The organism is Mycobacterium sp. PS03-16, from assembly GCF_004570325.1.
In the GTDB taxonomy this organism is placed as follows: domain Bacteria; phylum Actinomycetota; class Actinomycetes; order Mycobacteriales; family Mycobacteriaceae; genus Mycobacterium.
On the sequence record NZ_SPQO01000008.1, the window covers coordinates 148,253 to 173,316 of the forward strand.

A 25,064-nucleotide genomic window follows, 5' to 3' on the forward strand; every position below is an offset into this window, starting at 1 on the left:
TGTCAGCCGGTGCGTTTGGCGTCCACGAACACCGTGTCGGGCACGACGTCCACGTCGTCGTGCGCGCCGCAGCGGCCGTATCGCGTCATCAACTCCTGCGCCGAGAGCGTGGTGACCTGCCAGCCGTTCGCCGAGAGCCACTCCGCCACGGCGTGCCCCACCGTTTCGACCGCCACGCGGCTGAACGGGGCGCTGAGGTCGTGAATGCGCTCGAACAGTCTGTTCGGGCCCTCCGGCACATACGGCAGCAGCCCTTCGACCGCCCATGCCGTCGGCTCGGCCGGGTCGTACCCGGCGTCGCACAACGCATCCGGCCAACCGTCGAACAGGTCGGCCGGCACCGGCACGTAGCGGTCCACCGCCGGGGTGTCGCCGTGTTCGCGCAACGCGTCCGTCTTGAAGTCGAGCACCGCGGGTTGGTCGATCTCGAACAGCGCTGTCCCGCCCACCCACGGCAACCGCCACGCCCGGGCATCGAGTCCGGCCGCCAGGATCACCGCCTGTTCGAGACCGTGCCCGCCGGCCGCCAGGAAGAAGTCGTCGAACCACTTGGTGCGCGAGGACGTGTAGTTGGCGATGCCGTCGATGGCTTGCGCCTGATCGCCCGTGGGCAGCCGGCAGCCCCGCCGCTGCGCGGCGTCGATGAACACCTCGGCGTACGGATCGTTGAACAACGGGCAGTCGGCGTGCGCCTCACCCCGCCGGGCCATCGCGAGGGCCAGTGCGCTCGCGATGTGGTCAGGGCTTCTCATTGCCGGAGGATTCCCGCTCCGGCTCGAACTCAAGCATTTCGTCCCTGGTCAACAGGTCGTCGCGGATGTTCTGCTCACGGTAGGCGAGCTGGCCGACCCGGTTGGCGACCACCGGCGCGGTGATGAGCGTGAACAGTCCGGTGAGGATCACCATGCCCACATCGACGTTGCCGCGCAACCGGATTGCCGCGCCGGTCAGCACCAGCAGCAGTCCGAAGACCTGAGGTTTGGTGGCGGCGTGCATCCGCGACAAGGTGTCGGGGAACCGGACCACGCCGATCGCGGCGGTCAGCGCCAGCGTCGACCCGCCGAGGATCAGCACACTGACGACGACATCGAGAACCGTCATGGTGCCTCCCCCCGTCCGCGCGGTCGTTCGACGTCCGGCACGCGGAACCGCGCCACGCTCACCGAACCGACGAAAGAGATCAGCGCCAGCGCCGTCAGGCTGTACGTGACGGTGGTGTCGCGGCTGAACGCGGCCCACGTCCCGATCGCGCACATGGTCACCGCGACCAGGGTGTCCAGCGCGACGATCCGATCCAGCGTGCTCGGCCCCGACAGCAACCGGAACATCGTGGCTGCCGCGGCGCCGCTCAGCATCAGCCCGGCCGTGATCCAGACCCAGGTCATGCGCGATCCGCCTTCGCTCCTCGCTTGGCCGTCATGCGGGCTCTGCCTTCGCTCCTCGCTTGGCCGTCATGCGCGATCCGCCTTCGCTCCTCGCTTGGCCGTCATGCGGGCTCCGCCTCCTTATCAGCCGACGGCTGCCAGTCCTTGTCCCGCTCGAAGGCAGCCACCAGCAGACGTTCGAACTGCCCGACCTGCCGGTAGAACCGGTTGAGTGCGCGGTCGCTGCCGACGTCGATGACGTGGACGTACACCATCCGCCGGTTCTGGTCGATCTCGAGGACGATCGTGCCCGGCGTCAGATTCATGATGTTCACCGCGAGCGCCAGCACCAGGTCCGACTTGACGTGGAAGTGCGCGCGCAGCACCGCGGTCAGCGGCGGCGGGCCCGGCCGGATGGCCAGCCACGCCACCTGCACCGACGACACCACCAGGTAGTACGCGACGGTGGCGATCAGCCGGAGCAGCGACAGCAGGTGCAGCCGCCCCTCCACCGGTACCGGAGGCAGCGGCAGCAGCACCGTGATGATCAGCGCCACCGCCAGCCCGCTGAGGACATTGGCCGCGGACAGCGTGCCCCACAACAAAATCCACACCAGCATCAGCCAGCACAGCACCCACCCGCGCAGCGCGAGGCGGCGCGGATGCCAGCGCGTGGACGCGACGGACCTCATGGCCGCTCACCCACCACCGCGGTGATGTACTGGCCGCGGTCGATCACCTCTTCGGCGGCGCGGCCGCTGTAGGCGAAGATCGGTCCGGCCGCGACCGTCAGCGCCAGGCCGACCGCGATCAGCGCCCCGGTCGGCACGAGCATCCCGACCGGCATCCGCCCGACGTTGTCGCGGTCCTCGAACTGGACGTCGGCCGAATCCCTGGCGTCGTCGAGCAGTGCGGCGGGTGCGGCGGCGGCCAGGTGCCCCTCCGGCGCATCCGCCCGGGACCGCCAGAACGCCTTCGTCCAGACCCGCACCACCACGTAGAGCGTCAGCAGGCTGGTCACCACCCCGCCGGCCACCAGCGCCCAGGCCAGCACCGAACCGTCCGCGGCGCCGGCCTCGAGCAGGGCCACCTTGCCGATGAACCCCGAGAACGGCGGGATACCACCCAGATTGAGTGCCGGGATGACGAAGACGAAGGCGAGCAGCGGGCTCACCGCGGCCAACCCACCCAGCCGTTCCATCGTCGACGCCCCGGCCTGCCGCTCGATCAGGCCGACCACGAGGAAAAGCGTCGTCTGCACCAGGATGTGGTGGGCGACGTAGTAGATCGCGCCCGCCATGCCCAGCTCGCTGGACAGCGCGATGCCGAACACCATGTACCCGATGTGGCTGACAAGGGTGAACGACAGCAACCGTTTGATGTCGCTCTGGGCGATCGCGCCGAGGATGCCGACGATCATGGTGAGCAGCGCCGCCGCCAGCAGCATCCGGTCCAGTCCGCCGCCGGGGAACAGCAGTGAGTGCGCGCGGATGATCGCGTACACACCGACTTTGGTGAGCAGCCCGGCGAACACCGCGGTGACCGGGGCCGGTGCGGTGGGGTAGGAGTCGGGCAACCACGCCGACAGCGGGAACACCGCGGCCTTGATGCCGAACGCCACCATCAGCACCGCGAACAATGCGCTGCGCGTGCCCGCGGACACGTCGTCGAGCCGGACCGCGAGCTCGGCGAGATTGAGCGTGCCGGTGGTCGCGTACACCAGGCCGATGCCGAGCAGGAAGATCATCGACGACACCATCGACACCATCACGTAGGCGATGCCGGCGCGGACCCGTTCGCCGCTGGCGCCGATGGTGAGCAGCACGAAGCTCGCCGCCAGGAGCACCTCGAACCCGACGAACAGGTTGAACAGGTCGCCGGCCAGGAACGCGGTGCACACGCCGGCCGAGAGGATCAGGTAGGTCGGGAGGAAGATCGACACCGGCTGGCGTTCGTCGCCGTCGCGGATGCCCTGACCGATCGCGTAGACCACGACGGCGAGCAGCACGATCGACGACACCACCAGCATCAGCGCGGACAGGCGGTCGACCACCAGCGTGATGCCCAGTGGTCCCATCCCGGGCACCGACTGGTCCCATCCGCCGACGTGTAGCGCCAGCGTTCCGTCCCGGTCGGTCAGGTACAGCAGCACCGCGCACACGGCGACGACGGCGACCAACGCGACCTGAGCGATCACGCGCTGCACCACCGGCTGCCGGCCCACGAACAGTGTGAGCGCCGCCGCGATCGTCGGGATCAGCACCGGAAGCGGAGTGAGGACGGCCGAGAGCGTCATCCGCGCACCGCCCTCATCGGGACCCCTCGTAACCCGGCAGGGCATCGAGTTCGTCGGGCAGGTCGGTGTCGATGGACAGATCCGGTTCCGGCGGCCGGTCGTCGGCGATGGGCGCGGCGTCCTTCCCGGCCAGCTCCGAGACGCGGGTGTCCTCGGGGTCGTTGGCGACGTCCTCGGCGGTGGTCAGCCGGTAGGACCGGTAGGTCAGGGCGAGCACGAACGCGGCGATCCCCATGCTGATGACGATCGCGGTGAGGATCATGCCCTGGGCCAGCGGATCGGCGTCGTTGGTCTCGCCGTTGCTGGTGCGGCCCCGGATCGGGGGGTTGCCCGACGGGCCCGCGACGGTGAGGATCAGCAGGTTGATCGCATTGCCGATCAGCAACAGCCCCAACAGCATCCGGGTCAGATTGCGCTCCAGCAGCAGGTACACACCGATGCTGGTGAGGATTCCGATCAGGACGAGGGGAACGACGAACGTGGTCATCGGCTGCCCACCCCCGACGTGCTGACAGACGGTTCGGTGGCCGGCGATTCGGCGATCTCCGTGTCCACCCGTGCGCCGAGACTCCGCAGCACGTCCAGCACCAGCCCGACGACGATGAGATACACCCCCAGATCGAAGATGAGTGCGGTGACGAATTTGACGGTGCCCAGGACCGGCACCTCGAACTCGATCACCGCGGAGGACAGCGCGGGTGCGCCGAGGAACAGCGAGGCCACCGCGGTGCCGGCCGACAGCGCCAGCCCGGTGCCCAGCACCTTGCCGGCGTCCAGCGGCAGCGTCTCACCCAGCTCGTAGCGGCCGCCGGCCAGATAGCGCAGCACCAGCGCGAGCCCGGCGGTCAACCCTCCGGCGAAGCCGCCGCCGGGGGTGTTGTGGCCGGCGAAGAAGAAGTACAGCGACAGCACCATGATGAGCGGGAAGATCACCCGGGTCGCGACCTCGAGGACCAGGGACCGGTGCCGCGGATCGCGCAGTTCACTGCCGCGCAGCCAGGTGATGTCGCCGGCGGCCGGGCTGTTCGGGTACGCCGAAACCCGGCCGATGTCGGGCTGACCCGCGTCGGCGACCCGCGGCGCGGCGCCGAACCGCCGGTTGCGGAACACCAGCGACGCCACCCCGGTCGCCGCCACCAGCAGTACCGAGATCTCACCCATCGTGTCCCACGCGCGGATGTCGACGAGCAGCACGTTCACCGTGTTCATGCCGTAGCCGCGGTAGTAGGCGGCATCGGGCAGCAGGTCGGCGATGCCGGCGCCGCTGCGGGCGGCCATCGCGTACACCGCGAGCGTGGTGACCGTCGCACCGACCGCCACCGACAGGATGGCGCGGGGCAACCGCTTGTGTTCGATGCCGGCGCGGTCGGCCTCGGCGGGCAGGGTACGCAGCACGAGCACGAAGATCACCAGCACCAGCGTTTCGACCAGGAACTGGGTCAACGCGAGATCCGGTGCGCCGTGCAGGACGAAGATGGCGCCGCAGCCGTAGCCGGTCACGCCGATCAGCAGCACCGACGCCAGCCGGTTGCGCATGACGGTCGCGCCGAGGGCGGCCGCGACCATCAGCAACCCGACGACGACCACCCACGGTGATTCCCACAGCGCGAACTGCGGGCGGTCGCGTGCCCCGAGTGCGAGCGCCACGCTGGGCACCACCACCAGCGTGGTGAGGATGACCGACTGCGTGGCCGGGATCGAACCGCGCTGCGTGGATCCGGTCAGCCGGACGGCCAGCACGTCGAGTGCGCGGATCATGCCGTCGTAGATGCGGTCGGCGTTGCCCAGCGACACGTGCGGCAGCCGGGCGCTCCGCAACCGCGAGCGTTCGAAGAACGCGACCACACCGACGGTCAGCACCAGCACCGACAGCAGCAGCGGCAGGTTGAACCCGTGCCACAGCGCGAGGTAGTACTCCTCACCGCCGGGCACGGTGGCGGCGTACTCGTCGAGCACGGTGTCCAGCGGCGCCGGCCACAGACCCGACACCAGACCGGCTGCGGCCAGTACGGCGGGCGCGAACAGGAAGCTCACCGGCGGTGTGTGCATCTCGGCGACGCGCACGCTGGGCTCACGTAAGCCTTTGCGGGCGAAGGCGCCCCACAGGAACCGCACGCTGTACATGGTGGTGAACACCGACCCGGTGACGATGCCGGCGAGCACGTACGGGGCATAGTCGCCGAGCGCCGCGCTGTGCAGCACGGTCTCGAAATCGGCCTCCTTGGCGATGAACCCGAGGAACGGCGGCAGCGCGGCCATGCTGGCGGTCGCGCCGACCGCGATCACCAGCAGCGGCTTGCTGCGTACCCCGAGCCACGCCAGCCTGCGGATGTCGCGGGTGCCGGTCGCGTGGTCGATGACGCCGACCACCATGAACAGCGAGGCCTTGAACAGCGCGTGCGCGACGAGCATCGCCAGCCCGGCGAGCATCATGTCGCGACCGCCGGTGCCCACCATCAGCGTGATCAGGCCCAGCTGGCTGACGGTGCCGAACGCCAGGATCAGCTTGAGGTCGTACTCGCGGACCGCGCGCCAGCCGGCGAGCAGCATCGTGCCCACGCCCAACGTCACGATCATCGGCCGCCACACCGGCGAGTCGGCGAAGCCCGGCGTCATCCTGGCCACCAGGAACACCCCGGCCTTCACCATCGCCGCGGCGTGCAGGTACGCGCTCACCGGGGTCGGCGCGGCCATCGCACCCGGCAGCCAGAAGTGCAGCGGCACGATCGCCGATTTGGACAGCGCGCCGACGAGGATCAGCGCCACGCCGACGGCCGCGGCCGTCCCGGTGGGCGGCGCGGCGATCAGCTCGGACAGCAGGTAGGTGCCGGCCAGGTTGCCGAGGATGACGATGCCGACCAGCATCGCCAGCCCGCCGAACGTGGTCACCAGCAGGGCCTGCGTGGCGGCGCGGCGGCTGGTGGCACGTTCGGCGTAGTGCCCGACCAGCAGGAATGACAGGACGGTCGTGGTCTCCCAGAACACGTAGAGCAGCAGCATGTTGTCGCTGGTGACCAGACCGAACATCGCGCCGGAGAACGCGACGAGTTCGGCGGCGAAGCTGGGCAGCCGCTTCTCGGGGCGTCCGTCGTGGTGGTGGAAATAGGCCGCGCAGTAGAACAGGACCAGTGCGCCGATGCCGAGCACCAGCACGCTCATGATGGCCGCGAGCGTGTCGAACCGCAGCGTGATGTCCATCGACAGCTCGGGCACCCAGGTGATGTCGACGGTGCGCGCGTCGCCGGGCGCCGGCCAGTTGAGGCCCACCCAGATCAGCGAGCACAGCGGCACCAGCGCCAGCGGGTAGAACGCCAGCCGTCCCCATTTGGCCACCAGAAGGGGCGCCAGCGCGGTGGCGACCGCGTGGGCGCAGAGGATGGCCAGCATGGCACTCCGATCTGACTGGCCGTCCTCGCGAAAAGAACGGGTGTCGGGGTGTCAGCCTCAGCTGAAGGGATTGACCCCAGTCTACGTGGACCGCCTTCCGGACTTGACCGCCCGCGGAAGCCGCGGGACTCAGAAGTACCGCAGCCAGACGTACACCCAGGCCAGCGCCGTGCTGAGCAGCGTCACGACAATGCCGTACCGCGTGAAGCGCCAGAAGCTGATGGCGTGGCCGGCCCGTGCGGCGATGCCGAGAGCGACGACGTTGGCACTGGCGGCGATCGCGGTGCCGTTCCCGCTGAAGCAGGCGCCGAACGCGAACGCCCACCACAGCGCGCGGCCGGTGTCCTCGTCCGGGACGTCGGCCACCAGCCCTTCCACCACCGGTGTCATCGTCGCGGTGTAGGGGATGTTGTCGACGAAGGCGCCCACGACCGACGAACCGAACAGCAGTGCGGTGGCGGTCAGGAAATGGTGGTCGCCGAACGCCGTGTCCGCCACCGAGCCCAGGGCGCCGATGACCCCGGTGTGCACCAGGCCGGCCACCATCGCGAACAGGCCCATGAAGAAGACCAGCGTCGACCATTCGACCTCCGGCAGGATCTCGGCGACGTCGACGTCAGTGACCATCACCATGAGGCCGGCGCCGACCAGCGCGACGACCGACGGTGCGACGTGCAGCACCGAGTGCAGCGCGAACCCGGTGACCACCAGCGCGAGTACGGCCAACGCACGGGACAGCAACCGGGTGTCCTTGATCGCGCGGCGTTCCTGCAGCGCCATCACGTCGTCGATGTGCAGTCCCCCGCCGCGCAGATCGCGGCGGAACAGCACGCGGGTGAAGACGACGAACAGCACGAAGATCACGACGACGGCCGGCGCCATGTGGACGAGGAAGTCGTTGAAGCTCAGTCCGGCCCGGCTGCCGATGATGATGTTGGGCGGATCGCCGATGAGCGTGGCGGCGCCACCGATGTTGGATGCCAGTACCTCGGCGATGAGGTAGGGCTGCGGCGCAATTCGAAGCCGGTCGCAGATGACCAGGGTGACCGGGGCGACGAGCAGGATGATCGTGACGTTGTCCAGCACGGGCGAGGCGACGGCGGTGATCACCATCAGCATGACCATCAGCCGGAACGGCCTGCCCCGGGAGCGTTTGGCCGCCCAGATGGCCAGGAAGTCGAACAGCCCGGTCTGCTTGATGACGCCGACGATGATCATCATGCCCAGCAGCAGGAAGATGACGTTCCAGTCGATGCCCTCGTGTTCCGAGTAGAAGATCCGCTCGCCGGGGATCAGTCCGAGCACCGCCATCAGCCCGGCCGCGATCAGCACGGTCTTGACCTTGTTGGCCCGTTCGGTGGCGATGAACCAGAATGCGACGACGAAGATGGTCAGGGCGAGGACCGGAGCCAGCGAGGCGTACACCGTCGAACTCCCGGCCGACACGGGCTCGCCGTGGCGGGGTCAGTCGCCCGGCCCCGCCACCGCCAGGCTGGTCAACAACCGCTCCAACGTGACCGCACCGGTGAGTCGTCCGCGGCTGTCTACGATCGCGATCAGCGGGCTGCGCTTGGTCGCCATCACGGTGGCGACCTCGAGCAGTGTGGCGTCGGGCGATACGGTGGCCGGCTTCGCGACGGGTGTCGGCAGGCAGTCACCGACGGTCAGCTTGCCCGGGCCGTGCCAGAACAGGTCGGCGTGGATCTCGTCGACCGTCCGGACCAGTGCCGGGTCGTCCCGGTACGTCTCCGGGATGGTCAGGCGCAGGACCTGGGTGCCGGGCAGTACGGCGATCGGGTGGTCGGCGTCGTCGACCACCACCAGGCCGGGCAGCCGGTTGACGACCATGAGCTGAACTGCCTTGGAGACCGGGTCGTCGACCCGGACCGTCGGCGGCGAGACCGCGATCTCGTGTGCTTGCATGGCGACTTCGTTCCATCGGGTGGCTGCCGTTACCGTCATCGTCCTCGTTCTCCGATCAATGCGTCGACCCGTTGTTCCAATGCCGCGACGCGGTCGGTGATCGGCCGGCTGTGCAGGATGTCGGCCAGCTGGTCGGCCTCGTCGGGTGCCAGCCCGACCGCCCGGGTGGGTTGGTCGCTGTCGCCGTCGTACTCGAACAGCTGCCGGTGTCCGTCGGGGCGCACCAGCACGCACAGCCTGTCCCCGGCCCGGGTGACGAGGTGGTGGATCACTCCGCTGCCCGGCGCCGTCGTCCGATTCACTCGCATCGCGCTCCTCTGGGGCGGGTGATTGGAAGTGTCGGCGGTGATCGGACCCATCGCCATCCGGCCTGACACCCATTCGGGATGGGCAATGACCTGTATGGACAACGCCGGCGCGGAAGGATCACGCTGGTGGGTATGAATCGGGCGCGCACGCCCGCGGCCGCGTTGTTCCGCCGGGTCTTCGTGATCAACGGGTCGATCTTCACGCTCGGCACGTTGATCCTGGCGTTGTCCCCGGCCACGGTGTCGGCCCGCATCAAGCTGACCGAGATCCCGGTCCTGGTGGTCGGCCTCGCGGTCATCCTCACCGCGAACGCGCTGCTGCTGCGGTCCAGCCTGGCACCGCTGGACCGGCTCGCCGCGTCCATGCGCCGGGTCGATCCGCCCCGCCGCAGCGATCGGGTGGATGACCGGGGCAGTGGGGATCTGCACCATCTGATCGAGTCGTTCAACACGATGCTCGATCGACTGGAGACCGAGCGGACCACCGCGAGCGCCTCGGCGCTGGCCGCCCAGGAGAACGAACGCCAACGAATCGCGCGGGAACTGCACGACGAGATCGGTCAGACGCTGACGGTCGCGCTGCTCACGCTCAAGCGTGCGGTGGACCGCGCTCCGGCCGAGATCCGGGGTGACCTCGAAGACACCCAGGAAACGGTGCGCGCCAGCCTCGACGAGGTGCGCGGCATCGCCCGGCGGCTGCGGCCCGACGCGCTCGAGGACCTCGGCCTGCAGAGCGCGCTCAACGCGCTGTGCAACGAATTCGCCCAGGCGACGGGGCTGCCGGTGGTCAAGCACATCGGGATGCCGTCGGGTCGGCTCGCGCCGGACGTCGAACTGGTCTGCTACCGGATCGCCCAGGAATCGCTGACCAACGTCGCCCGCCACGCCGGTGCCCGCAAGGTCTGGATGGATCTGCACCTCACCGACACTGCGCTGACGCTGCGCATCGCCGACGACGGAAGGGGCGGGGTGGGTGCGGGGAGGGCGAGGGAAGGCGCGGGCATCGGAGGTATGCGCGAGCGGGCGCTTCTCGTCGACGCGGCGCTGACCATCGGCTCGCCGCCGGGCGGGGGCACCGAGGTCCAATTGACCATCCCGCTGCGGGGAGCGCAGTGATCATGCCCACCGAGGCGGCGCGCATCCTGCTCGCCGATGATCACGCGCTGGTTCGCAGCGGGTTGCGGATGATCCTGGACGCCGAACCCGATCTGCAGGTGGTCGCCGAGGCCGCCGACGGGCACGAGGCGTTGACGGCGCTCGCGACCACCCCCACCGACCTGGCAATCCTCGATATCGCCATGCCGCGGATGACCGGGCTGCAGGCCGCCCGCGAGATCAGCCGGTCACATCCGCACGTGCGCATCCTGATCCTGTCGATGCACGACAACGAGCAGTACTTCTTCGAGGCGCTCAAGGCGGGCGCGTCCGGATACGTGCTGAAGTCGGTGGCCGACCGCGATCTGCTGGCCGCGTGCCGGGCCACCCTGCGCGGGGAGCCGTTCCTCTACGCCGGGGCGGTGACCGCGCTGATCCGCGACTACCTGCACCGGGCCCGCAGCGGGGACGACCTGCCCGACACGATCCTCACGCCGCGCGAGGAGGAGGTGCTCAAACTCGTCGCCGAGGGTTACTCGACCCGGGAGATCGCCGCCACACTCACCATCAGCGCGAAGACGGTCGACCGGCACCGCGCCAACATCCTCGCGAAACTCGGTCTGCGCGACCGCCTCGCGCTGACCCGGTACGCGATCAGGGCCGGATTGATCGAACCGTGACCGAGCAGGGCGAGAACATCCGGTAGCGCATCGGCAGCGCGTGACCGAGCAGTCCGATGCCGGCGCCGAGGATCGGCCAGATCGGCCAGAAGTACCAGGCGCCCGCGGTCAGTCCGACGGCCAGCCACACGGTCAGCACGATCACGACCATGCTGAGGTAGCCGGCGAGGTGCCACTGCACGCTGCGCCGGGCGGCGCGCTGCCGGGCGGCCCGCCGCCGCGGATCCTTGCGGCGCAGTTCGGCGGCGGGCAGGTCCGCGGTGAGCGCGCGCAGGTCGGCCGAGGTCTGGGCGGCGTACGCGGATTGCAGCCGCGAGTCGTACTCGGACAGCTCCAGATAACCCTGGCTCAGGGCGAGTCCGAGCATGGTGGCGGTGCGCTGCCGATCGTCGTCGCCGATGCGCACTGTGGTGTCGACTGGCGTGAGCGGGCTGGACATGGTGCCTCCCGAATGCGATCTAGACGGTGACAAGTTCGACTGCACCCAGGGTGGCACCTCAACTTGGCACTGTCAAGATTTCGGCGGCGACGGCTCAGCGTCCGGCGGCGAACGCGCGCAGCGCCTCCACCTGCCCGGGGTCCAGCGAAGGCCGGACCGTGCGCCGGGCGGCATCGACGTCGGCGGCCGTGACGTCCGCGGCGTCGATGGACCGGCGCATCGCGGTCATCGCCGATTCGCGCAGCAGCGCCACGCAGTCCGCGGCGCTGTACCCGTCGAGGTCCGTGGCGATCGCGTCGAGGTCGACATCGGCCGCCAGCGGTATCGCTTTGCCCGCGGTGCGCAGGATCTCCCGGCGCGCCTCGGCATCGGGCGGTTCGACGAACACCAGCCGCTCCAGCCGGCCCGGCCGCAGCAGCGCCGGGTCGATCAGATCCGGCCGGTTGGTGGCGCCGAGCACGACGACGTCGCGCATCGGTTCGATGCCGTCGAGTTCGGTCAGCAGCGACGCCACCACGCGGTCGGTCACCCCGGAGTCGAAGCTCTGGCCGCGTCGCGGCGCCAGCGCGTCGATCTCGTCGAGGAACACCAGCGACGGCGCCGAATCGCGAGCACGGCGGAACAGTTCGCGCACCGCCTTCTCCGAGGCGCCGACCCACTTGTCCATCAACTCGGCGCCCTTGACCGCGTGCACCGACAGCCGGCCCGAACTGGCCAGCGCGCGCACCACGAACGTCTTCCCGCAGCCGGGCGGCCCGAAGAGCAGCACACCCCGCGGCGGCTCGATCCCGAGCCGCTCGAAGGTGTCGGGATGCTGCAGCGGCCACAGCACCGCCTCGGTGAGCGCCTGTTTCGTCTCCACCATGTCGCCGACGTCGTCGAGCGTGACCGACCCGACCGAGACCTCCTCTGTGGCCGACCGCGACAGCGGCCGGATCACGGTGAGCGCACCGGTCAGGTCCGCCTGGGTCAGCACCGGCGGGGCACCGTCGGCACTGGCGCGTGCGGCCGCCCGCAGCGCCGCCTCCCGGATCAGCGCGCACAGGTCGGCGACCACGAAACCGGGTGTCCGCCCACCGATCTCGTCGAGCTGCAGATCCTCGGCGGGGACGTCGCGCAGCAGCACCTCGAGCAGCTGTTTGCGGGTGGCGGCGTCGGGCAGGGTCAGACCGAGTTCGCGGTCGCACAGGTCCGGCGCCCGCAGCCGGGCGTCGAGGTTGTCGGGCATCGCCGACGTGGCGATGAACGCGACGCCGGGCGTCGCCACCGCCGTGCGCAGTTCCGTGAGGATCAGCGTGCCGACCGGTTCGGGTGTCGCGGGCAGCAGCGCGTCGACGTCGGTGATCAGCAGGACCCCGCCGCCGTCGCGGACCGTGGCCACCGCCGCCGACACGCTCTTGAGCCGGTGCTCCGGGTGCAGGGCGCCCACCTCGGGACCGTCGAGTTCGACGACCCGCCGCTGCGCACACACCACCCGCACCAGCGTCGCCTTGCCCACCCCGGCCGGACCGGACACCAGCACCCCGAGATGCGGAGTGGCGCCCAGGGTTTCGAGCAGTCCCGGCTCGTCGAGCGACAGCTTGAGCCATTCGGTCAGGCGCGCGGCCTGGGTGTGGCTGCCCTTGAGGTCGTCGTAGGTCACCGAGGGTTTCTCGGTCGACGGGGTGGTGACGGTGGCCTGGCCGACCGGCTCACCGGACGGCAGTGCGACCGCATCGGCCGGCGCGGCGCTGAGCGCGTCACCCCAGGTGACCGACGAATTCGGCTGCACGCTCACCGGGCCGGCGGGATCGACCCCGGTCACCGTCAGCAGTTCGGAGGTCCAGGTGATCCCCACCGACGAGGCGAGCGCGGTGGTCGCCGCCGACGTGGACGTGCCCGGGCCGAGATCGCGGGGCAGCAGGGACACGGTGTCGCCCACCGTCATCACCTTGCCCAGCAGGGCCTGACGCAGCGTCGCGGGGGAGATCGACTGGGTGGCCAGCCGCGACCCCGTCACCGTCACCGACCGCGCGCCGTACACGGTCACCGGGGCCACGATCACGGCGGTGTTCTCCCGCAGCCCGGCGTTGGACAGCGTCACGTCGTCGAGCAGTGCGGTGCCCGCGGGGGTGCCCGCCGGCGCGATACCGACGACGGCGGCGGTGGTCCGTGACCCGGTCAGCGACACCGCATCCCATTCGCGGATGCCCAGCGCCGCGATCACCTCCGGATGCAGCCGCACCACCCCGCGCCGCGCGTCGAGCGCCGAGGTGTTCAGCCGGGCGGTCAACCGCAGGTGGCTCAGACCGGGTTCCTCGTACTGCTCGATCTCGGTCATGGCTCAGCGGCCGGGTTTGCGCAGGCCCAGGCGGGCCATCGAGCGGCGCGGCTGGGTGCGGCGGATCTGGCGGATCTCGCGACGGGTCGCGCGGCGGATCGCCCGCCGCTGACGCGGCTGATCGGACCACGTCTCGGGGTGGGCGGCCAGCCAGCGGTTGGTCCGCACCGCGAACGGGATGTGGATGACGTAGGCCAGGATGATCAGCAGGATCACCACGTAGCCGTAGAGGATCGACGCGGCGACGCCGATGGCCAGCAGCGCCAGCAGCGGCACCACCATGTTGGGTGAGACCGAGAACGTGTGGACCTTGCGCATCGGGATGGTGCTGACCACCAGCAGAGAGACGCCGACCATCCAGATGACCACCGCGGGCTCCGACGTCCACCAGCCCTCGCCGAACTGCATCTTGGCCGCCAGCGGGCCGATCGCGCCGATCGCGCCCGCGGGGGCGGGCATCCCGACGAAGTAGTCCTTGGTGTAGGCGGGCAGGTCCTCGGCCAGCATCGCGTTGTAGCGCGCCAACCGCAGCACGATGCAGACGGCGTACACCAGCACGACGATCCAGCCGATCCGCGACTGCGACAGCAGGGTGCCGTAGACGATGAAGGCCGGCGCCACTCCGAAGTTCACGGCGTCGGCCAGCGAGTCGATCTCCTCGCCCATCTTGGAGGTGGCCTTGAGCATCCGGGCGATCCGCCCGTCGAGCGCGTCGAGGATCGCCGCGACCGCCAGGAACGCCATCGCCTCGGTGGGCCGGTCGTCGAGTGCGAACTTCACCGACGACAGGCCGAGGCAGATCGCCGCGACCGTCATCGCGCTCGGCAGCATGCGCAGGCTCACGACCCGTTTCGAGACGCGGGGCCGGATCACGACAGCGCCGCCAGGATCGTCTCGCCGCCCACCGCGCGCTGTCCGGGCAGCACCTGCACCTCGGTGCCCTCGGGCAGGTAGGTGTCCAGCCGGGAGCCGTAGCGGATCAGGCCGTAGGTGTCGCCGATGGTGACCGTGTCGCCCACCTTGGCGTCACAGACGATGCGCCGCGCGACCAGACCGGCGATCTGCACCGCGATCACCTCGGCGCCCTGCGGGGTGCGGATCACCACGCTGTTGCGCTCGTTGTCCTCACTGGCCGCGGCGAGTTCGGCGGACCCGAACAGACCCGGCCGGTGCGCGACGGCCACCACCTCACCGCTGACCGGGATGCGCTGCACGTGCGCGTCGAAGATCGACAGGAAGATGCTGACCCGCGGGACCGGCCGGGCGGGCAGGTTCAGCTCGGCGGGCGGCACGGCCTCCTCGACCAGGCAGATCAGGCCGTCGGCGGGGGCGACCACCACCCCGGGCCGGATCGGCGGCACCCGCGGCGGATGCCGGAAGAACGCGGCGTTCACACCGGCGGCGAGCAGTCCGGTGCCGCGCACCCACCGGTTGCGGCGGCCGGCCGCGGCCAGCGCCAGACCGGCGCCGATGAACGGCAGACCGGCCGGGTGAACCGGGGGAACGGTGGTCTTCACCAGCGCCATGAACCGCTCTGGGCCGGATTTCAGGTCGTCGGTGCGGGGGCGTCTGGCCATCGGTTCCGGATTCTACGTGCGCCGGGGTACCCGCGAGCTAACTCAGGTCCCACACCCGCACATCGGAGCCGGCCCGCGCCTCGGTGACGTCCTCGCCGAGCTCCAGCAGGCAGTTCGCCGACGCCAGCCACCGCAGGTGGTGCGATGCGGGCGGTCCGTAGCTGGTCACCTCACCCGTGGCGGCGTCGAACACCCCGCGGCGGAACTGGCGCTTCCCGCGCGGCGAGGTCAGGTCCTCGGTGAGCACGGCGGTGCGCCGCGGCCGTTCCGGCCGGGGCAGGCCCATGGCCGCGCGCAGCGGTGCCCGCAGGAACACCTCGAACGACACCAGCGCGCTGACCGGATTGCCGGGCAGCGTGACGATCGGGGTCTCGCCGACGCGGCCGGCGCCCTGCGGCATCCCGGGCTGCATCGCGACCTTGACGAACTCGACCTCACTCCCCAGCGAGTCCTTGACCACCTCGTACGCCCCGGCGCTCACTCCGCCGGTGGTGATGATCAGATCGGCCTGTCCGGCGTAGCGGTCCAGCGTCGCGCGGAACGTGTTGACGTCGTCGCCGGTCATCGGGCACGCCACCACCTCGCCGCCGGCGTCGCGGACGGCCGCGGCCAGCATGACGGCGTTGGACTCGTAGATCTGCCCCGGCGCCAGCGGGGTGCCGGGTGCGACCAATTCGGTGCCCGTCGACATGACCAGCACCCGCGCCCGCGGCCGCACCATGAGCTCACCGAGTCCGAGCGCGGCGGCCAGCCCGAGCGCGGCCGGGGTGAGCGCCACCCCGGCGCGCAGCACCGTGGTGCCCGCGGCGACGTCCTCACCGGCGCGCCGGACATGCTGGCCGGCGCCGGCGGCGGCGCGGATGGTGACGGTGTCGGTGGCGCCGTCGGTCGCCTCCACCGGGACCACGGCGGTCGCCCCGGTGGGCAGCGGCGCGCCGGTCATGATGCGGTGCGCGGTGCCCGGCTGCAGGGTCAGCGGATCCGTGCGGCCGGCCGGGATGTCCTCGGCGACGGGAAGGCGGACCGGGGCCTCGGCGGTGGCGGCGGCGACGTCGTCGGCGCGCACCGCGTAACCGTCCATCGCCGAATTGTCGAATCCGGGCAGCGACAGCGGGGCCACGATGTCCTCGGCCAGTGCCAGGCCCAGGGTGTCGGCGATGGGCAGGCGGACCGGCGGGCGGGCGCCGATCAGGGCGGCGACGACGCGCTGATGTTCTTCGACGGAGCGCATCGGCTAGACCGGGAACGTGACGCCGGTGAGTTCCTCGGACACCGTCCACAGGCGCCGCTGCGCGGCCTCGTCGTGCGAGCGGCCGATGGACTGCACCAGGACGGGGTAACCGCGCTGTTCGCCGAAGCCGTTGGGTCCGAAGTACTGCCCGCCGCGCACCTCCGGATCCGTGGCGGCCCGCAGGGTGGGCAGCGCACCCATCTGCGCGCTCTGCGCCAGCAGCCCCCACACCAGCTCGATCGGCTGACGGATCACCGGCCACAGGTTGCGGGTCAGCTCGGTGTTGGAGCCGCCGGGGTGGGCGGCGACGGCGATGGTGGGTGCGCCCTTCGCCGACAGCCGCCGGTTCAGCTCGTAGGTGAACAGCAGGTTCGCCAGCTTGGACTGTCCGTAGGCGGTCACCCGGTTGTAGCTGCGCTCGGACTGCAGATCGTCGAAGTTCATCCGGCCCATGCGGTGGGCTCCGCTGCTGACCGTCACCACCCGCGAGCCCTCGACCGGCAGCAGGTTGTCGAGCAGCTGGCCGGTGAGCGCGAAATGCCCGAGGTGGTTGGTGCCGAACTGCAACTCGAACCCGTCGCGGGTGGTGTCCTTCGGCGTCATCATCACGCCGGCGTTGTTGATCAGCAGGTCGATGCGCGAGTACTGCGCGCGCAGGTCGTCGGCCGCGCGCCGGATGCTGTCCAGCGAGGTGAGGTCCAGTTCCTGGACGGTCACGTCGGCGTGCGGAGTCGCGGCGTGAATGCGTTCGGCGGCGGCCCGGCCCTTCTCGGTGTTGCGCACGGCCAGCACCACGTGCGCGCCCCTACCCGCCAGCACCGCCGCCGCCTCGTAGCCGATGCCGGTGTTCGCGCCGGTGATCACCGCGACGCGGCCCTCCTGGTCAGGCACCCGGGCGGCGGTCCAATCACTGTTCGCGCTCATGGCCAGCACCCTACTGCGGTCCGATCTTCTCCCCGCCGATGCGCCATGCTCGAAAGCATGGACAACACCGGGCCGTCTCCTGTCGTCCTCGCCGATCCGGCCCACCGGCCGAGCACCAGGGCGCCGCTGCTGTGGGCGACGTCGGCCGCGGTGCCGTGGGTGATCGCGGTGGCCGCGCAGGTGGCGTGGTGGTTGGCCGCGCCGGGGCAGCCCTGGCTGCACGGGGCCGCCGCGGCCGCGACGGTCGCCGGTGTGGTGCTGTTCGTCGTCGTCGTGCCGGTGTGGCGGTTTCGCGTGCACCGCTGGGACATCGACGCCCGGGCGGTGTACACGCGGACCGGCTGGCTGGTGCAGGAGCGCCGGATCGCCCCGATCTCGCGCGTGCAGACCGTCGACACCCAGCGCGGCCCGCTGGACCGGCTGTTCGGGCTCGCGGCGGTGACCGTGACGACGGCGTCGTCGGCCGGTGCCGTGCGCATCGTCGCGCTGGACACCGCCGTCGCCGACCGGGTCGTCGCGCAGCTGACCGACATCGCCGCGCTCGGCGAACAGGACGCGACGTGACTGCCCCGGCCGAACCGCCGTGGGAGCGGCTGAGTCCCCGGATGCTGCTCGTGCACCCGGTGCACGAGGTGCTGCGCCAGGTGCCGGTGCTGATCGGCTCGGTGGTGCTCGGCTCGGCCACCGGCAATCCGCTGTGGGCGATCGCCGCGCTGGCCGTCACCGTCGGGGTGGGGGTCGCGCGGTGGTTCACCACCACCTACCGCATCGACGTCGACGACGTGCAGCTGCGGGTCGGGGTGCTGCAGCGCCGGGTGCTGTCGGTGCCGCGCAGCAGGATTCGTTCGGTGTCCACCGATGCGCGGTTGCTGCACCGGCTGCTGGGGCTGACGGTGCTTCGGGTGAGCACCGGCCAGGAGGCGCGCGGCGACGCGGGTTTCGCGCTCGACGCGGTGCGGGCCGGTCAGGTGCCGCGGCTGCGGGCCGAACTGCTGGCCCGGTCGTCGGCCGTGCCGACCGCTGTCGCCGAGGGCTCGGCCGACGACCCGGGGCGGGTGCTGGCGCGCTGGCAGCCGGCGTGGCTGCGCTACAGCCCGCTGAGCTTCACCGGCCTGGCGATGATCCTGGCCGCGGCGGGTCTGCTCTATCAGGCGGGAGCCGGTGTGCTGCTGCGAGATTCCGGACTCGTCGAGGACGGACGCGAGGTCGCCGCCCGGGTCGGGGTGGCTGCCACGGTGGCGGCGGTGGTGGTCGTCGTGCTGACCGCGTCGGTGGTGCTGTCGGTCGTGCGGTCACTGCTCGCCTACGCCGATCTGGTGCTGATCCGGCGCGACGCGGCGGACTGTCCCGGCGTGCTGCACCTGGCGCACGGGCTGGTGCGGCGGCAGGAACACACCTATGACATGCGTCGGCTGCGCGGGGGCACCCTGCGCGAGCCGCTGCTGGTGCGGCTGTTCGGAGGCGCCCGGCTCGACGCGGTGATGACCGGCGTCGGCGGAGCGGGGGAGGCGTCGCTGCTGTTGCCGCCATGCCCGGCGGTCACCGCGCGCGACGTGCTCACCGACCTGATCGACGACCGCGACGCGGTGACCGGGCCGCTGCGCGGGCACGGGCCCGCAGCGGTCCGGCGGCGCTGGATCAGGGCGCTGGCCCTGCCCGCGGTGCTGGCGGTCGCGGCGGCGGTGGCGATCCGGTGGATCGTGCTGCCGGTGTGGGTGTGGCCGCTGTTGGCGGTCGCGACGGTGTGCGGGGCGCTGCTGGCCGCCGACCGGGTGCGCGCGCTCGGCCATCGCGTGGGCGGCGGCTGGCTGGTGGCGCGGGCCGGGAGCCTGGAGCGGCGCCGGGACTGCATCGCCGGGGCGGGCATCATCGGCTGGACGGTGCGCCAGACTTTCTGGCAGCGGCGCGCGGGCGTCGCGACGGTGGTGGCGGCGACCGCGGCCGGCGAGAAGGCCTACCGCCTCATCGATGTGCCCTCCGAGCTCGCGTGGTCGATCGCCGCCGAGGCGTCCGAGTGGCTGCGCGACGTGTCGTGGGCCGGGAGTGATTGACCGGGTCCGAGTTGCGGCCCGGCACCGGCGGTTTACTGTCGGACAGCATGGCGATCGGTGGAGTGCTCTTCGACATCGATGGCGTGCTGGTGACATCGTGGCGGCCGATCGACGGCGCCGCCGAGACGCTGCGCGTGCTCGCCGACCATCAGATCGCCCGGTCCTACCTGACCAACACGACCACCAAGACGCGGGTGCAGATCGCGGATCTCCTCGTGGAATCCGGCATGGAGGTGACCGCCGACGAGGTGATCACCGCGGCCGTGCTGACCGCCGAGTACGTCCGCGACCGGTATCCCGGTGCGCGGTGTTTCCTGGTCAACAGTGGCCGCATCGGTGAGGACATGACCGGGGTCGACCTGGTGTACTCCAGCGAGTACGGCCCGGACGCACCGCCCGAGATACCGGACGTGGTGCTGCTCGGCGGCGCCGGGCCGGAGTACGACCACCTGACGCTCAGCTGGGTCTACGACTGGATGGCCCAAGGGGTGCCGGTGGTTGCGATGCATCGCAGTACGTCGTGGAACACCGCCGAGGGATTGCGCATCGATACCGGGATGTACCTGCTGGGCATGGAGGAGACGTCGGGCCGCAAGGCGACCGCGGTCGGCAAGCCGGCCCCGGAGGGGTTCCTGGCTGCGGCGAATCGGCTGGGCGTCGATCCGGACGAGATGTACATGATCGGCGACGATCTCAACAACGACGTGCTGGCCGGTCAGGTGGTGGGGATGACCGGTGTGCTGGTGCGGACCGGCAAGTTCCGGCAGGACACACTGGACCGCTGGGCGGCTGACGAATTCGCGATGCAGCCCAACCACGTCATCGACTCGGTGGCCGACCTGCCGGCACTACTGGGAATCTGACAGTCGCCGGACCGGGAGGCGGTGTTCTCCGTCGGCGTCCACGAAGTCGGCTCCGGCACGGTCGGTCTCGCTGACCGCCCTGATGGCCAGGATCGTCGGCACGTCGGCGGACATGCCGAGAACGTAGGGGCGACGTGTGCGGGCGGCCACCGAAAACTCATGCGTTCGGATGAGGTGGTGCGCCGCGGGCGGTGCTTGTCTCGACACAACGCGCACAGTCGGGAGGGTCAACCGTGGACGGACGTGGGGGGCATGCGGTGGTCATCGGCGCCAGCATGGCGGGGATGCTGGCGGCCAGGGTGCTCACCGAGCACTTCGACCGGGTGACCGTGCTCGAGCGCGACCGCCTCCCGGACGGTCCGGTGGCCCGCAGAGGTGTGCCGCAGGGCTGCCAACCCCATGTGATCCTGTCGCGGTGCGCGCAGATCGTCGAGGAGTTGTTCCCCGGGTATCTCGCCGAACTCGTCGAGGCGGGCGCACACCGGTGGGACGACGGGGACGTCTCGCGTTACGACTTCTCGTTCGGCGGCCACGTGCTGGTCCGGACCGGTCGCATGCCCGATCCCGCCGGCCTGATCCAGCATTTCGCCTCCCGCGCACTCATCGAGCACCACGTGCGGCGGCGGCTGTGCGCGCTGCCCGGCGTGGCGATACTCGACGGCCACTGCGTCGACACACTGATGTCCGACGGGAACCGGGTCACCGGCGCGAAGGTCCATCGCCCCGACGGGTCGACGGTCGATCTGTCCGCGGATCTGGTCGTCGATGCCACCGGCCGCGGCTCGCGGGCACCGGCGTTTCTCGAGGACCTCGGTTACCCCCGCCCGGAGGTCGACGAGCTCACCGTGCGAGTCACCTATGCCAGCATGCCGGTGCGGCTCGCCGTCGATGCGGTGCGGCAGCACATGATCGTGCGGATGTTCGAGCCGGGCCGCCCGCGCGGTTTCATGATGGTGCGCGCCGAGAACGACACCTTCATGGTGCTCGCCGCGACTCTCGGTGGAATCCGCCCGCCCACCAATCCGTCGGAGCTGCTGGGTTTCGCGGAGAATCTCGCGCCCGGATACGCACTGGCCGCCGCCCGGTCCGCCGAGCCGCTCGCCGGGGTCCGCATCTACCAGTACCCGAGCAACCGCTGGCGTCGCTACGACAAGCTGAGCAGGCACCCGGCCGGATTCCTCACACTGGGTGACGCGATCTGCAGCTTCAACCCGATCTACGGCCAGGGCATGAGCATCGCCGCGATCGAAGCGCTGCTGTTGCGAGAGTGCCTGCAGGACAACGACGCCGAGCTGGCGAGCCGGTTCTATGGCGCGGCGGCCAAACCGGTGCGCGTGGCCTGGCAGACCGCCGTCGGGTCCGATCTGGCGCTACCGGAGGTCCACGGCCGGCCGTCGCTGTCGATGCGCGCCACCAACGCCTACACCGAACGCGTGCTGCGCGCCGCGGAGACCGACCCCGTCGTCGCCCAGGACTTCCTGCGGGTGGTCGGAATGGTCGCGCCGCCTGCCACCTTGCTGCGCCCGTCGTTCCTGTTGCGGGTGGCCCGCGGCAACCGCGCGCGGCGCAGCGCGGTCGCCGAACCGGAGGTCACGGCTGCAGTGTCGTGAGCAACCGCACCAGCTCGGCCTGCCGGTGGGTGTCGGTCTTGTCGAACACGTGCTGCAGGTGGGTCTTCACCGTCGACAGGGACAGCGTCAAATCCTCGGAGATCGGCGTCAGCCCATCGCCGCGACCGACCCGCAACGCCACGTCGGATTCGGCGTTGGTCAACCCGAACAGGCGGCGTAGCAACGATTTCGGCGGCTCTGCTGCGGCATCGGGGTCGAGGATCACCAGCAGTGCCCGCACCCGGTCGCCGTCGATGCCGCCGTCACCCGGGAACGGGAAGCTGTGCACCACGTAGGGCCGGCCGCCCGGCTTGGGGCACAGCAGCGAGGATCCGCTGCGCGCACCGCCTTCGGACAACCCCAGCGCCGCGGACACCGCTCGCTGCAACTCGGCGTCGGCCGCCGGGGAGCACGCCCGCAGTCGTCCCGCGCGCACGGTCAGCCCGTCCGACCGCTCGAGCACCGCCTCGGCGGACGAATTGCATTGCACCACAGAGGCATTGGGTCCGACCACCACGACCGCCCGCCGCATGTAGTCGATCGCTTCTGCGGTGTCGCGTAGGTTGCACCGCAATTCGTGCAGGTACTTCTCGGTCCGCAGCGCCTGCTGAAAGTGCGGCACCAGCGCGTTGACCAACTGCGCGCGTTCGGCCGTCAGGAAGGGTTCGTCGCCGCGAGGGTTGGCGACGATCAGGCAGGCCGGCCGCGCGCTGCCGGTGACCCTGACGAACAGCCCGTCGTCCATGTGGTGCGGCCGGATCCAGTCGGTGTAGAACTCCGAACGCGCCTGCGCGTCGATCAGGGCCCGGCCGTCGTGGATCATCCCGACCGGACTGCTCTCGACGGCGTCGAGCACATAGTCGATCCGGTAGTAGTACTCCGTGTAGGCCTGATACGCCACCGGTTCCAGGCTCCTGCGTTCGGCCACCCGGCCGGTGCCGTCGTCGATCAGCATGGCTCCGGTGATGGCGCCGAGCGACTCCCGCACCGCGGACATCGCGCCGAACCAGTGCTCCGGGGTGACGGCCGCCGCGTGGATGGCCGAGACTAATCGCGAGAACTCACCGAGCGTGACCATGGCCGGCACCGCGTATGGGCAACGAGATTCATCACCAACCCCCCAGGTTCGTGCGTGATCCGTACTGTAACGCGCAGATCCGCCGCGGCACAGCACAGGACAGCGGGGTGCTTACGTCCTCAATGAACAGTCGAGCGCTACGCCTTGAGCGTGCGGACTGCCTCGATCCGCGCCTGCAACTGATCCGACGTTGCTGCCGCCACCGGCGGGCCGCCGCAGATCCGGCGCAGCTCGTTGTGGATCCAGCCGTGCGGCTTACCGGTGCGGTGATGGGCCAGCGACACCAGCGTGTTGAGTTCGCGTCTCAGGTCCCGCAGCTGACCGTGGGTGGATCGCGGGGCGGGTTCGCCTGAGGCCGTGCGCTTCTCGAGCTGGGCCACCTGACGTTTGCTCAGCAGATCGCGCATCTGGTTGGCGTCGAGCAGGCCGGGGATGCCCAGGTAGTCGGCTTCCTCGTCGCTGCCCGCGGGGGTCGCCGTGCCGAACGACGACCCGTCGAAGATCACCTGGTCGAGTTCGGCGTCGGCACCCAGGGCGGTGAACGCCTTCTCCTGCTCGCCGTTCTCCTCTTTGCGCTGCTTGGCCAGCTCGGCGTCCAGCGGGTCCTCGTCGCCCTGCGATTCCCGGTGGGGCTTGCCCAGGATGTGGTTGCGCTGCTCCTCGAGCTCGCTGGCCAGCAGCAGCAGGTTGGGCACCGAGGGCAGGAACACACTGGCGGTCTCGCCGGCCCGCCGGGACCGCACGAAGCGGCCGATGGCCTGGGCGAAGAACAGCGGCGTCGAGGCGCTGGTGGCGTACACCCCGACCGACAGCCGGGGGACGTCGACGCCCTCGGACACCATGCGCACCGCGACCATCCAGCGGCTGGTGCCCTTCGAGAACTCGGTGATGCGGTCCGAGGACCCGGGGTCGTCGGACAGCACGACCGTCGGCTCCTCACCCGTGATCGTCGTCAGCAGCTTGGCGTAGGCGCGGGCGTTGGTCTGATCGGAGGCGATGATCATGCCGCCGGCGTCGGGAACGTGCTGGCGCTTCTGCCGCAACCGGATGTCGGCGGCGGCGATGACCGCGGGCATCCACTCGCCGGCGGGGTCCAGCACCGTGCGCCACGCCCTGGCGGTCTGTTCGGCGTTCAACGGCTCGCCGAGGCGCGCGGCGTGCTCCTCGCCGGCGCTGTCCCGCCACCGCGCCTCGCCGGAGTAGGCCATGAACATCACCGGGCGCACCACACCGTCGGCGAGGGCGTCGGAGTAGCCGTAGGTGTGGTCGGCCTGGGACCGCATCAGCCCGTTGGCGTCGGGTGCGTAGGTGACGAACGGAATGGGGCTGTCGTCGCTGCGGAACGGGGTCCCGGTGAGCGCCAGCCGGCGGGTGGCGTCGTCGAACGCCTCGCGGATGGCCTCGCCCCAGCTCTTGGCGTCGCCGCCGTGGTGGATCTCGTCGAAGATCACCAGCGTCTTGTGGTTCTCGGTGCGGACGCGGTGCCGGGTCGGGTGGCTGGCCACCTGGGCGTAGGTGACGACGACGCCGTGGTACTCCGAGGAGGTCTGGGAGTTCGAGTTGCTGAACCGCGGGTCGAGTGCGATCCCGTTGGCCGCGGCCGCCCTCGCCCACTGGATCTTCAGGTGCTCGGTGGGCACCACCACCGTCACCTTGTCGACGGTGCGGGCGTTGAGCAGTTCGGCGGCGAGGCGCAGCGCAAACGTGGTCTTGCCGGAACCGGGGGTGGCCACGGCCAGGAAGTCGCGTGGCTGGCTGGTCAGGTACTTGACCAGCGCCTTCCGCTGCCAGCCCCGCAGTGCCTGGGCGCTGGGCGCTGCATCAGCCCGCACCCCGGTACTCCCTTCTGATCGAGAAACACTCTAGGCCAACCGGTTCCGCGCGCGCACCTTCGCCCGGCGTGTCCGTCGGGTGTGTC

25 protein-coding genes are annotated in these 25,064 nt (G+C 70.6%); 6 read left to right on the forward strand and 19 right to left on the reverse strand.

Annotation, left to right across the window (positions count from 1 at the left end; genetic code table 11):
* Window positions 1–2: 2 nt before the first annotated feature.
* From E4P42_RS09650 to E4P42_RS09695, 10 genes are all read right to left on the reverse strand, one after another.
* Window positions 3–752 (reverse strand): SAM-dependent methyltransferase, encoded by a 750-nt coding sequence (locus E4P42_RS09650; RefSeq protein WP_135125524.1) that lies wholly within the window; start codon window positions 750–752, stop codon window positions 3–5.
* Window positions 739–1,101 (reverse strand): monovalent cation/H(+) antiporter subunit G, encoded by a 363-nt coding sequence (gene mnhG, locus E4P42_RS09655; protein ID WP_135125526.1) that lies wholly within the window; start codon window positions 1,099–1,101, stop codon window positions 739–741. The genes E4P42_RS09650 and mnhG overlap by 14 nt, the downstream gene beginning before the upstream one ends.
* Window positions 1,098–1,385, reverse strand: coding sequence for a monovalent cation/H+ antiporter complex subunit F (locus tag E4P42_RS09660; RefSeq protein ID WP_135125528.1), 288 nt, complete (start codon window positions 1,383–1,385; stop codon window positions 1,098–1,100). Before E4P42_RS09660 ends, mnhG begins: the two co-directional genes overlap by 4 nt.
* Window positions 1,386–1,486: 101 nt before the next feature.
* A complete protein-coding gene (locus tag E4P42_RS09665) occupies window positions 1,487–2,056 on the reverse strand; it encodes a Na+/H+ antiporter subunit E (protein WP_135125530.1) in 570 nt (189 codons plus the stop codon).
* Window positions 2,053–3,660 carry a Na+/H+ antiporter subunit D gene (locus E4P42_RS09670; protein ID WP_135125533.1) on the reverse strand — a complete coding sequence of 536 codons (1,608 nt, stop codon included), beginning with the start codon at window positions 3,658–3,660 and terminating at the stop codon, window positions 2,053–2,055. Before E4P42_RS09670 ends, E4P42_RS09665 begins: the two co-directional genes overlap by 4 nt.
* Before the next feature lie 13 nt (window positions 3,661–3,673).
* The gene (locus tag E4P42_RS09675; RefSeq protein WP_135125535.1) at window positions 3,674–4,147 is read right to left on the reverse strand and encodes a Na(+)/H(+) antiporter subunit C; all 474 of its coding nucleotides are present in this window, start codon (window positions 4,145–4,147) and stop codon (window positions 3,674–3,676) included.
* Complete coding sequence (locus tag E4P42_RS09680) at window positions 4,144–7,047, reverse strand: Na+/H+ antiporter subunit A (RefSeq protein ID WP_135125537.1); 2,904 nt, start codon at window positions 7,045–7,047, stop codon at window positions 4,144–4,146. Before E4P42_RS09680 ends, E4P42_RS09675 begins: the two co-directional genes overlap by 4 nt.
* Before the next feature lie 129 nt (window positions 7,048–7,176).
* The gene (locus E4P42_RS09685) at window positions 7,177–8,493 is read right to left on the reverse strand and encodes an SLC13 family permease (protein ID WP_371287006.1); all 1,317 of its coding nucleotides are present in this window, start codon (window positions 8,491–8,493) and stop codon (window positions 7,177–7,179) included.
* 18 nt (window positions 8,494–8,511) lie between these two features.
* Window positions 8,512–8,970, reverse strand: coding sequence for a CBS domain-containing protein (locus tag E4P42_RS09690; protein WP_135125541.1), 459 nt, complete (start codon window positions 8,968–8,970; stop codon window positions 8,512–8,514).
* A 35-nt stretch (window positions 8,971–9,005) separates the two neighbouring features.
* Window positions 9,006–9,278, reverse strand: coding sequence for a hypothetical protein (locus E4P42_RS09695; protein ID WP_135125543.1), 273 nt, complete (start codon window positions 9,276–9,278; stop codon window positions 9,006–9,008).
* A 132-nt stretch (window positions 9,279–9,410) separates the two neighbouring features.
* Between E4P42_RS09695 and E4P42_RS09700 the strand changes: the two genes are divergently transcribed.
* Window positions 9,411–10,394 (forward strand): histidine kinase, encoded by a 984-nt coding sequence (locus E4P42_RS09700; protein WP_135125545.1) that lies wholly within the window; start codon window positions 9,411–9,413, stop codon window positions 10,392–10,394.
* Between the two features lie 2 nt (window positions 10,395–10,396).
* Window positions 10,397–11,053: a response regulator transcription factor gene (locus tag E4P42_RS09705; RefSeq protein ID WP_135125547.1), complete on the forward strand. Its 657-nt coding sequence runs from the start codon at window positions 10,397–10,399 to the stop codon at window positions 11,051–11,053.
* On the opposite strand, the gene E4P42_RS09710 is transcribed toward E4P42_RS09705, so the two are convergent.
* The 6 genes from E4P42_RS09710 to E4P42_RS26960 all read right to left on the reverse strand — a co-directional run bounded on the left by E4P42_RS09710 (window position 11,028) and on the right by E4P42_RS26960 (window position 17,544).
* Window positions 11,028–11,492: a DUF1707 domain-containing protein gene (locus tag E4P42_RS09710; RefSeq protein ID WP_135125549.1), complete on the reverse strand. Its 465-nt coding sequence runs from the start codon at window positions 11,490–11,492 to the stop codon at window positions 11,028–11,030. The two genes, E4P42_RS09705 and E4P42_RS09710, sit on opposite strands and share 26 nt — an antisense overlap.
* Window positions 11,493–11,586: 94 nt before the next feature.
* The gene (locus E4P42_RS09715; RefSeq protein ID WP_135125551.1) at window positions 11,587–13,812 is read right to left on the reverse strand and encodes an AAA family ATPase; all 2,226 of its coding nucleotides are present in this window, start codon (window positions 13,810–13,812) and stop codon (window positions 11,587–11,589) included.
* 3 nt (window positions 13,813–13,815) lie between these two features.
* Window positions 13,816–14,643 carry a CDP-diacylglycerol--serine O-phosphatidyltransferase gene (pssA, locus tag E4P42_RS09720; RefSeq protein WP_371287008.1) on the reverse strand — a complete coding sequence of 276 codons (828 nt, stop codon included), beginning with the start codon at window positions 14,641–14,643 and terminating at the stop codon, window positions 13,816–13,818.
* A gap of 38 nt (window positions 14,644–14,681) precedes the next feature.
* Window positions 14,682–15,389 carry a phosphatidylserine decarboxylase gene (locus tag E4P42_RS09725; protein ID WP_135125555.1) on the reverse strand — a complete coding sequence of 236 codons (708 nt, stop codon included), beginning with the start codon at window positions 15,387–15,389 and terminating at the stop codon, window positions 14,682–14,684.
* A 37-nt stretch (window positions 15,390–15,426) separates the two neighbouring features.
* On the reverse strand, window positions 15,427–16,620 hold the full coding sequence (gene glp / locus E4P42_RS26955; protein WP_167759426.1) for a gephyrin-like molybdotransferase Glp: 1,194 nt from the start codon (window positions 16,618–16,620) through the stop codon (window positions 15,427–15,429).
* Window positions 16,621–16,623: 3 nt separating this feature from the next.
* Window positions 16,624–17,544: an SDR family NAD(P)-dependent oxidoreductase gene (locus E4P42_RS26960; protein ID WP_167759427.1), complete on the reverse strand. Its 921-nt coding sequence runs from the start codon at window positions 17,542–17,544 to the stop codon at window positions 16,624–16,626.
* 57 nt (window positions 17,545–17,601) lie between these two features.
* On the opposite strand from E4P42_RS26960, the gene E4P42_RS09735 reads away from it, so the two are divergent.
* Genes E4P42_RS09735 through E4P42_RS09745 form a run of 3 tightly spaced genes read left to right on the forward strand, consistent with a single transcriptional unit; the run spans window position 17,602 to window position 20,458 of the window.
* The gene (locus tag E4P42_RS09735) at window positions 17,602–18,108 is read left to right on the forward strand and encodes a PH domain-containing protein (RefSeq protein ID WP_135125557.1); all 507 of its coding nucleotides are present in this window, start codon (window positions 17,602–17,604) and stop codon (window positions 18,106–18,108) included.
* On the forward strand, window positions 18,105–19,595 hold the full coding sequence (locus tag E4P42_RS09740; protein ID WP_135125559.1) for a PH domain-containing protein: 1,491 nt from the start codon (window positions 18,105–18,107) through the stop codon (window positions 19,593–19,595). The genes E4P42_RS09735 and E4P42_RS09740 overlap by 4 nt, the downstream gene beginning before the upstream one ends.
* A gap of 47 nt (window positions 19,596–19,642) precedes the next feature.
* Window positions 19,643–20,458 (forward strand): HAD-IIA family hydrolase, encoded by an 816-nt coding sequence (locus E4P42_RS09745; RefSeq protein ID WP_135125561.1) that lies wholly within the window; start codon window positions 19,643–19,645, stop codon window positions 20,456–20,458.
* On the opposite strand, the gene E4P42_RS27575 is transcribed toward E4P42_RS09745, so the two are convergent.
* Window positions 20,444–20,572: a hypothetical protein gene (locus E4P42_RS27575; protein WP_256371146.1), complete on the reverse strand. Its 129-nt coding sequence runs from the start codon at window positions 20,570–20,572 to the stop codon at window positions 20,444–20,446. The two genes, E4P42_RS09745 and E4P42_RS27575, sit on opposite strands and share 15 nt — an antisense overlap.
* Before the next feature lie 119 nt (window positions 20,573–20,691).
* Here E4P42_RS27575 and E4P42_RS09750 point away from each other — a divergent pair, with 119 nt between their 5' ends.
* The gene (locus E4P42_RS09750) at window positions 20,692–22,068 is read left to right on the forward strand and encodes an NAD(P)/FAD-dependent oxidoreductase (RefSeq protein ID WP_245233960.1); all 1,377 of its coding nucleotides are present in this window, start codon (window positions 20,692–20,694) and stop codon (window positions 22,066–22,068) included.
* Here E4P42_RS09750 and E4P42_RS09755 read toward each other — a convergent pair.
* Window positions 22,049–23,146, reverse strand: coding sequence for a LuxR C-terminal-related transcriptional regulator (locus tag E4P42_RS09755; protein ID WP_135125563.1), 1,098 nt, complete (start codon window positions 23,144–23,146; stop codon window positions 22,049–22,051). The genes E4P42_RS09750 and E4P42_RS09755 overlap by 20 nt on opposite strands.
* A gap of 137 nt (window positions 23,147–23,283) precedes the next feature.
* Entirely contained in the window at window positions 23,284–24,978 is a 1,695-nt protein-coding gene (locus tag E4P42_RS09760; protein WP_135125565.1) for a DEAD/DEAH box helicase, read from the reverse strand.
* Window positions 24,979–25,064: the final 86 nt, after the last annotated feature.

Bases quoted from the DNA above. Each gene is read 5' to 3' on its own strand.
- E4P42_RS09695 (WP_135125543.1), bottom strand. From the start codon at position 9,278: ATGCGAGTGAATCGGACGACGGCGCCGGGCAGCGGAGTGATCCACCAC.
- E4P42_RS09745 (WP_135125561.1), top strand. From the start codon at position 19,643: ATGGCGATCGGTGGAGTGCTCTTCGACATCGATGGCGTGCTGGTGACA.
- E4P42_RS09725 (WP_135125555.1), bottom strand. From the start codon at position 15,389: ATGGCCAGACGCCCCCGCACCGACGACCTGAAATCCGGCCCAGAGCGG.
- glp (WP_167759426.1), bottom strand. From the start codon at position 16,620: ATGCGCTCCGTCGAAGAACATCAGCGCGTCGTCGCCGCCCTGATCGGC.
- E4P42_RS09735 (WP_135125557.1), top strand. From the start codon at position 17,602: ATGGACAACACCGGGCCGTCTCCTGTCGTCCTCGCCGATCCGGCCCAC.
- E4P42_RS27575 (WP_256371146.1), bottom strand. From the start codon at position 20,572: ATGTCCGCCGACGTGCCGACGATCCTGGCCATCAGGGCGGTCAGCGAG.
- E4P42_RS09680 (WP_135125537.1), bottom strand. From the start codon at position 7,047: ATGCTGGCCATCCTCTGCGCCCACGCGGTCGCCACCGCGCTGGCGCCC.
- E4P42_RS09700 (WP_135125545.1), top strand. From the start codon at position 9,411: ATGAATCGGGCGCGCACGCCCGCGGCCGCGTTGTTCCGCCGGGTCTTC.
- E4P42_RS09665 (WP_135125530.1), bottom strand. From the start codon at position 2,056: ATGAGGTCCGTCGCGTCCACGCGCTGGCATCCGCGCCGCCTCGCGCTG.
- E4P42_RS09715 (WP_135125551.1), bottom strand. From the start codon at position 13,812: ATGACCGAGATCGAGCAGTACGAGGAACCCGGTCTGAGCCACCTGCGG.
- E4P42_RS09650 (WP_135125524.1), bottom strand. From the start codon at position 752: ATGAGAAGCCCTGACCACATCGCGAGCGCACTGGCCCTCGCGATGGCC.
- E4P42_RS09690 (WP_135125541.1), bottom strand. From the start codon at position 8,970: ATGCAAGCACACGAGATCGCGGTCTCGCCGCCGACGGTCCGGGTCGAC.
- pssA (WP_371287008.1), bottom strand. From the start codon at position 14,643: ATGCTGCCGAGCGCGATGACGGTCGCGGCGATCTGCCTCGGCCTGTCG.
- mnhG (WP_135125526.1), bottom strand. From the start codon at position 1,101: ATGACGGTTCTCGATGTCGTCGTCAGTGTGCTGATCCTCGGCGGGTCG.
- E4P42_RS09675 (WP_135125535.1), bottom strand. From the start codon at position 4,147: ATGACCACGTTCGTCGTTCCCCTCGTCCTGATCGGAATCCTCACCAGC.
- E4P42_RS09755 (WP_135125563.1), bottom strand. From the start codon at position 23,146: ATGGTCACGCTCGGTGAGTTCTCGCGATTAGTCTCGGCCATCCACGCG.
- E4P42_RS09660 (WP_135125528.1), bottom strand. From the start codon at position 1,385: ATGACCTGGGTCTGGATCACGGCCGGGCTGATGCTGAGCGGCGCCGCG.
- E4P42_RS09710 (WP_135125549.1), bottom strand. From the start codon at position 11,492: ATGTCCAGCCCGCTCACGCCAGTCGACACCACAGTGCGCATCGGCGAC.
- E4P42_RS09705 (WP_135125547.1), top strand. From the start codon at position 10,397: ATGCCCACCGAGGCGGCGCGCATCCTGCTCGCCGATGATCACGCGCTG.
- E4P42_RS09670 (WP_135125533.1), bottom strand. From the start codon at position 3,660: ATGACGCTCTCGGCCGTCCTCACTCCGCTTCCGGTGCTGATCCCGACG.
- E4P42_RS26960 (WP_167759427.1), bottom strand. From the start codon at position 17,544: ATGAGCGCGAACAGTGATTGGACCGCCGCCCGGGTGCCTGACCAGGAG.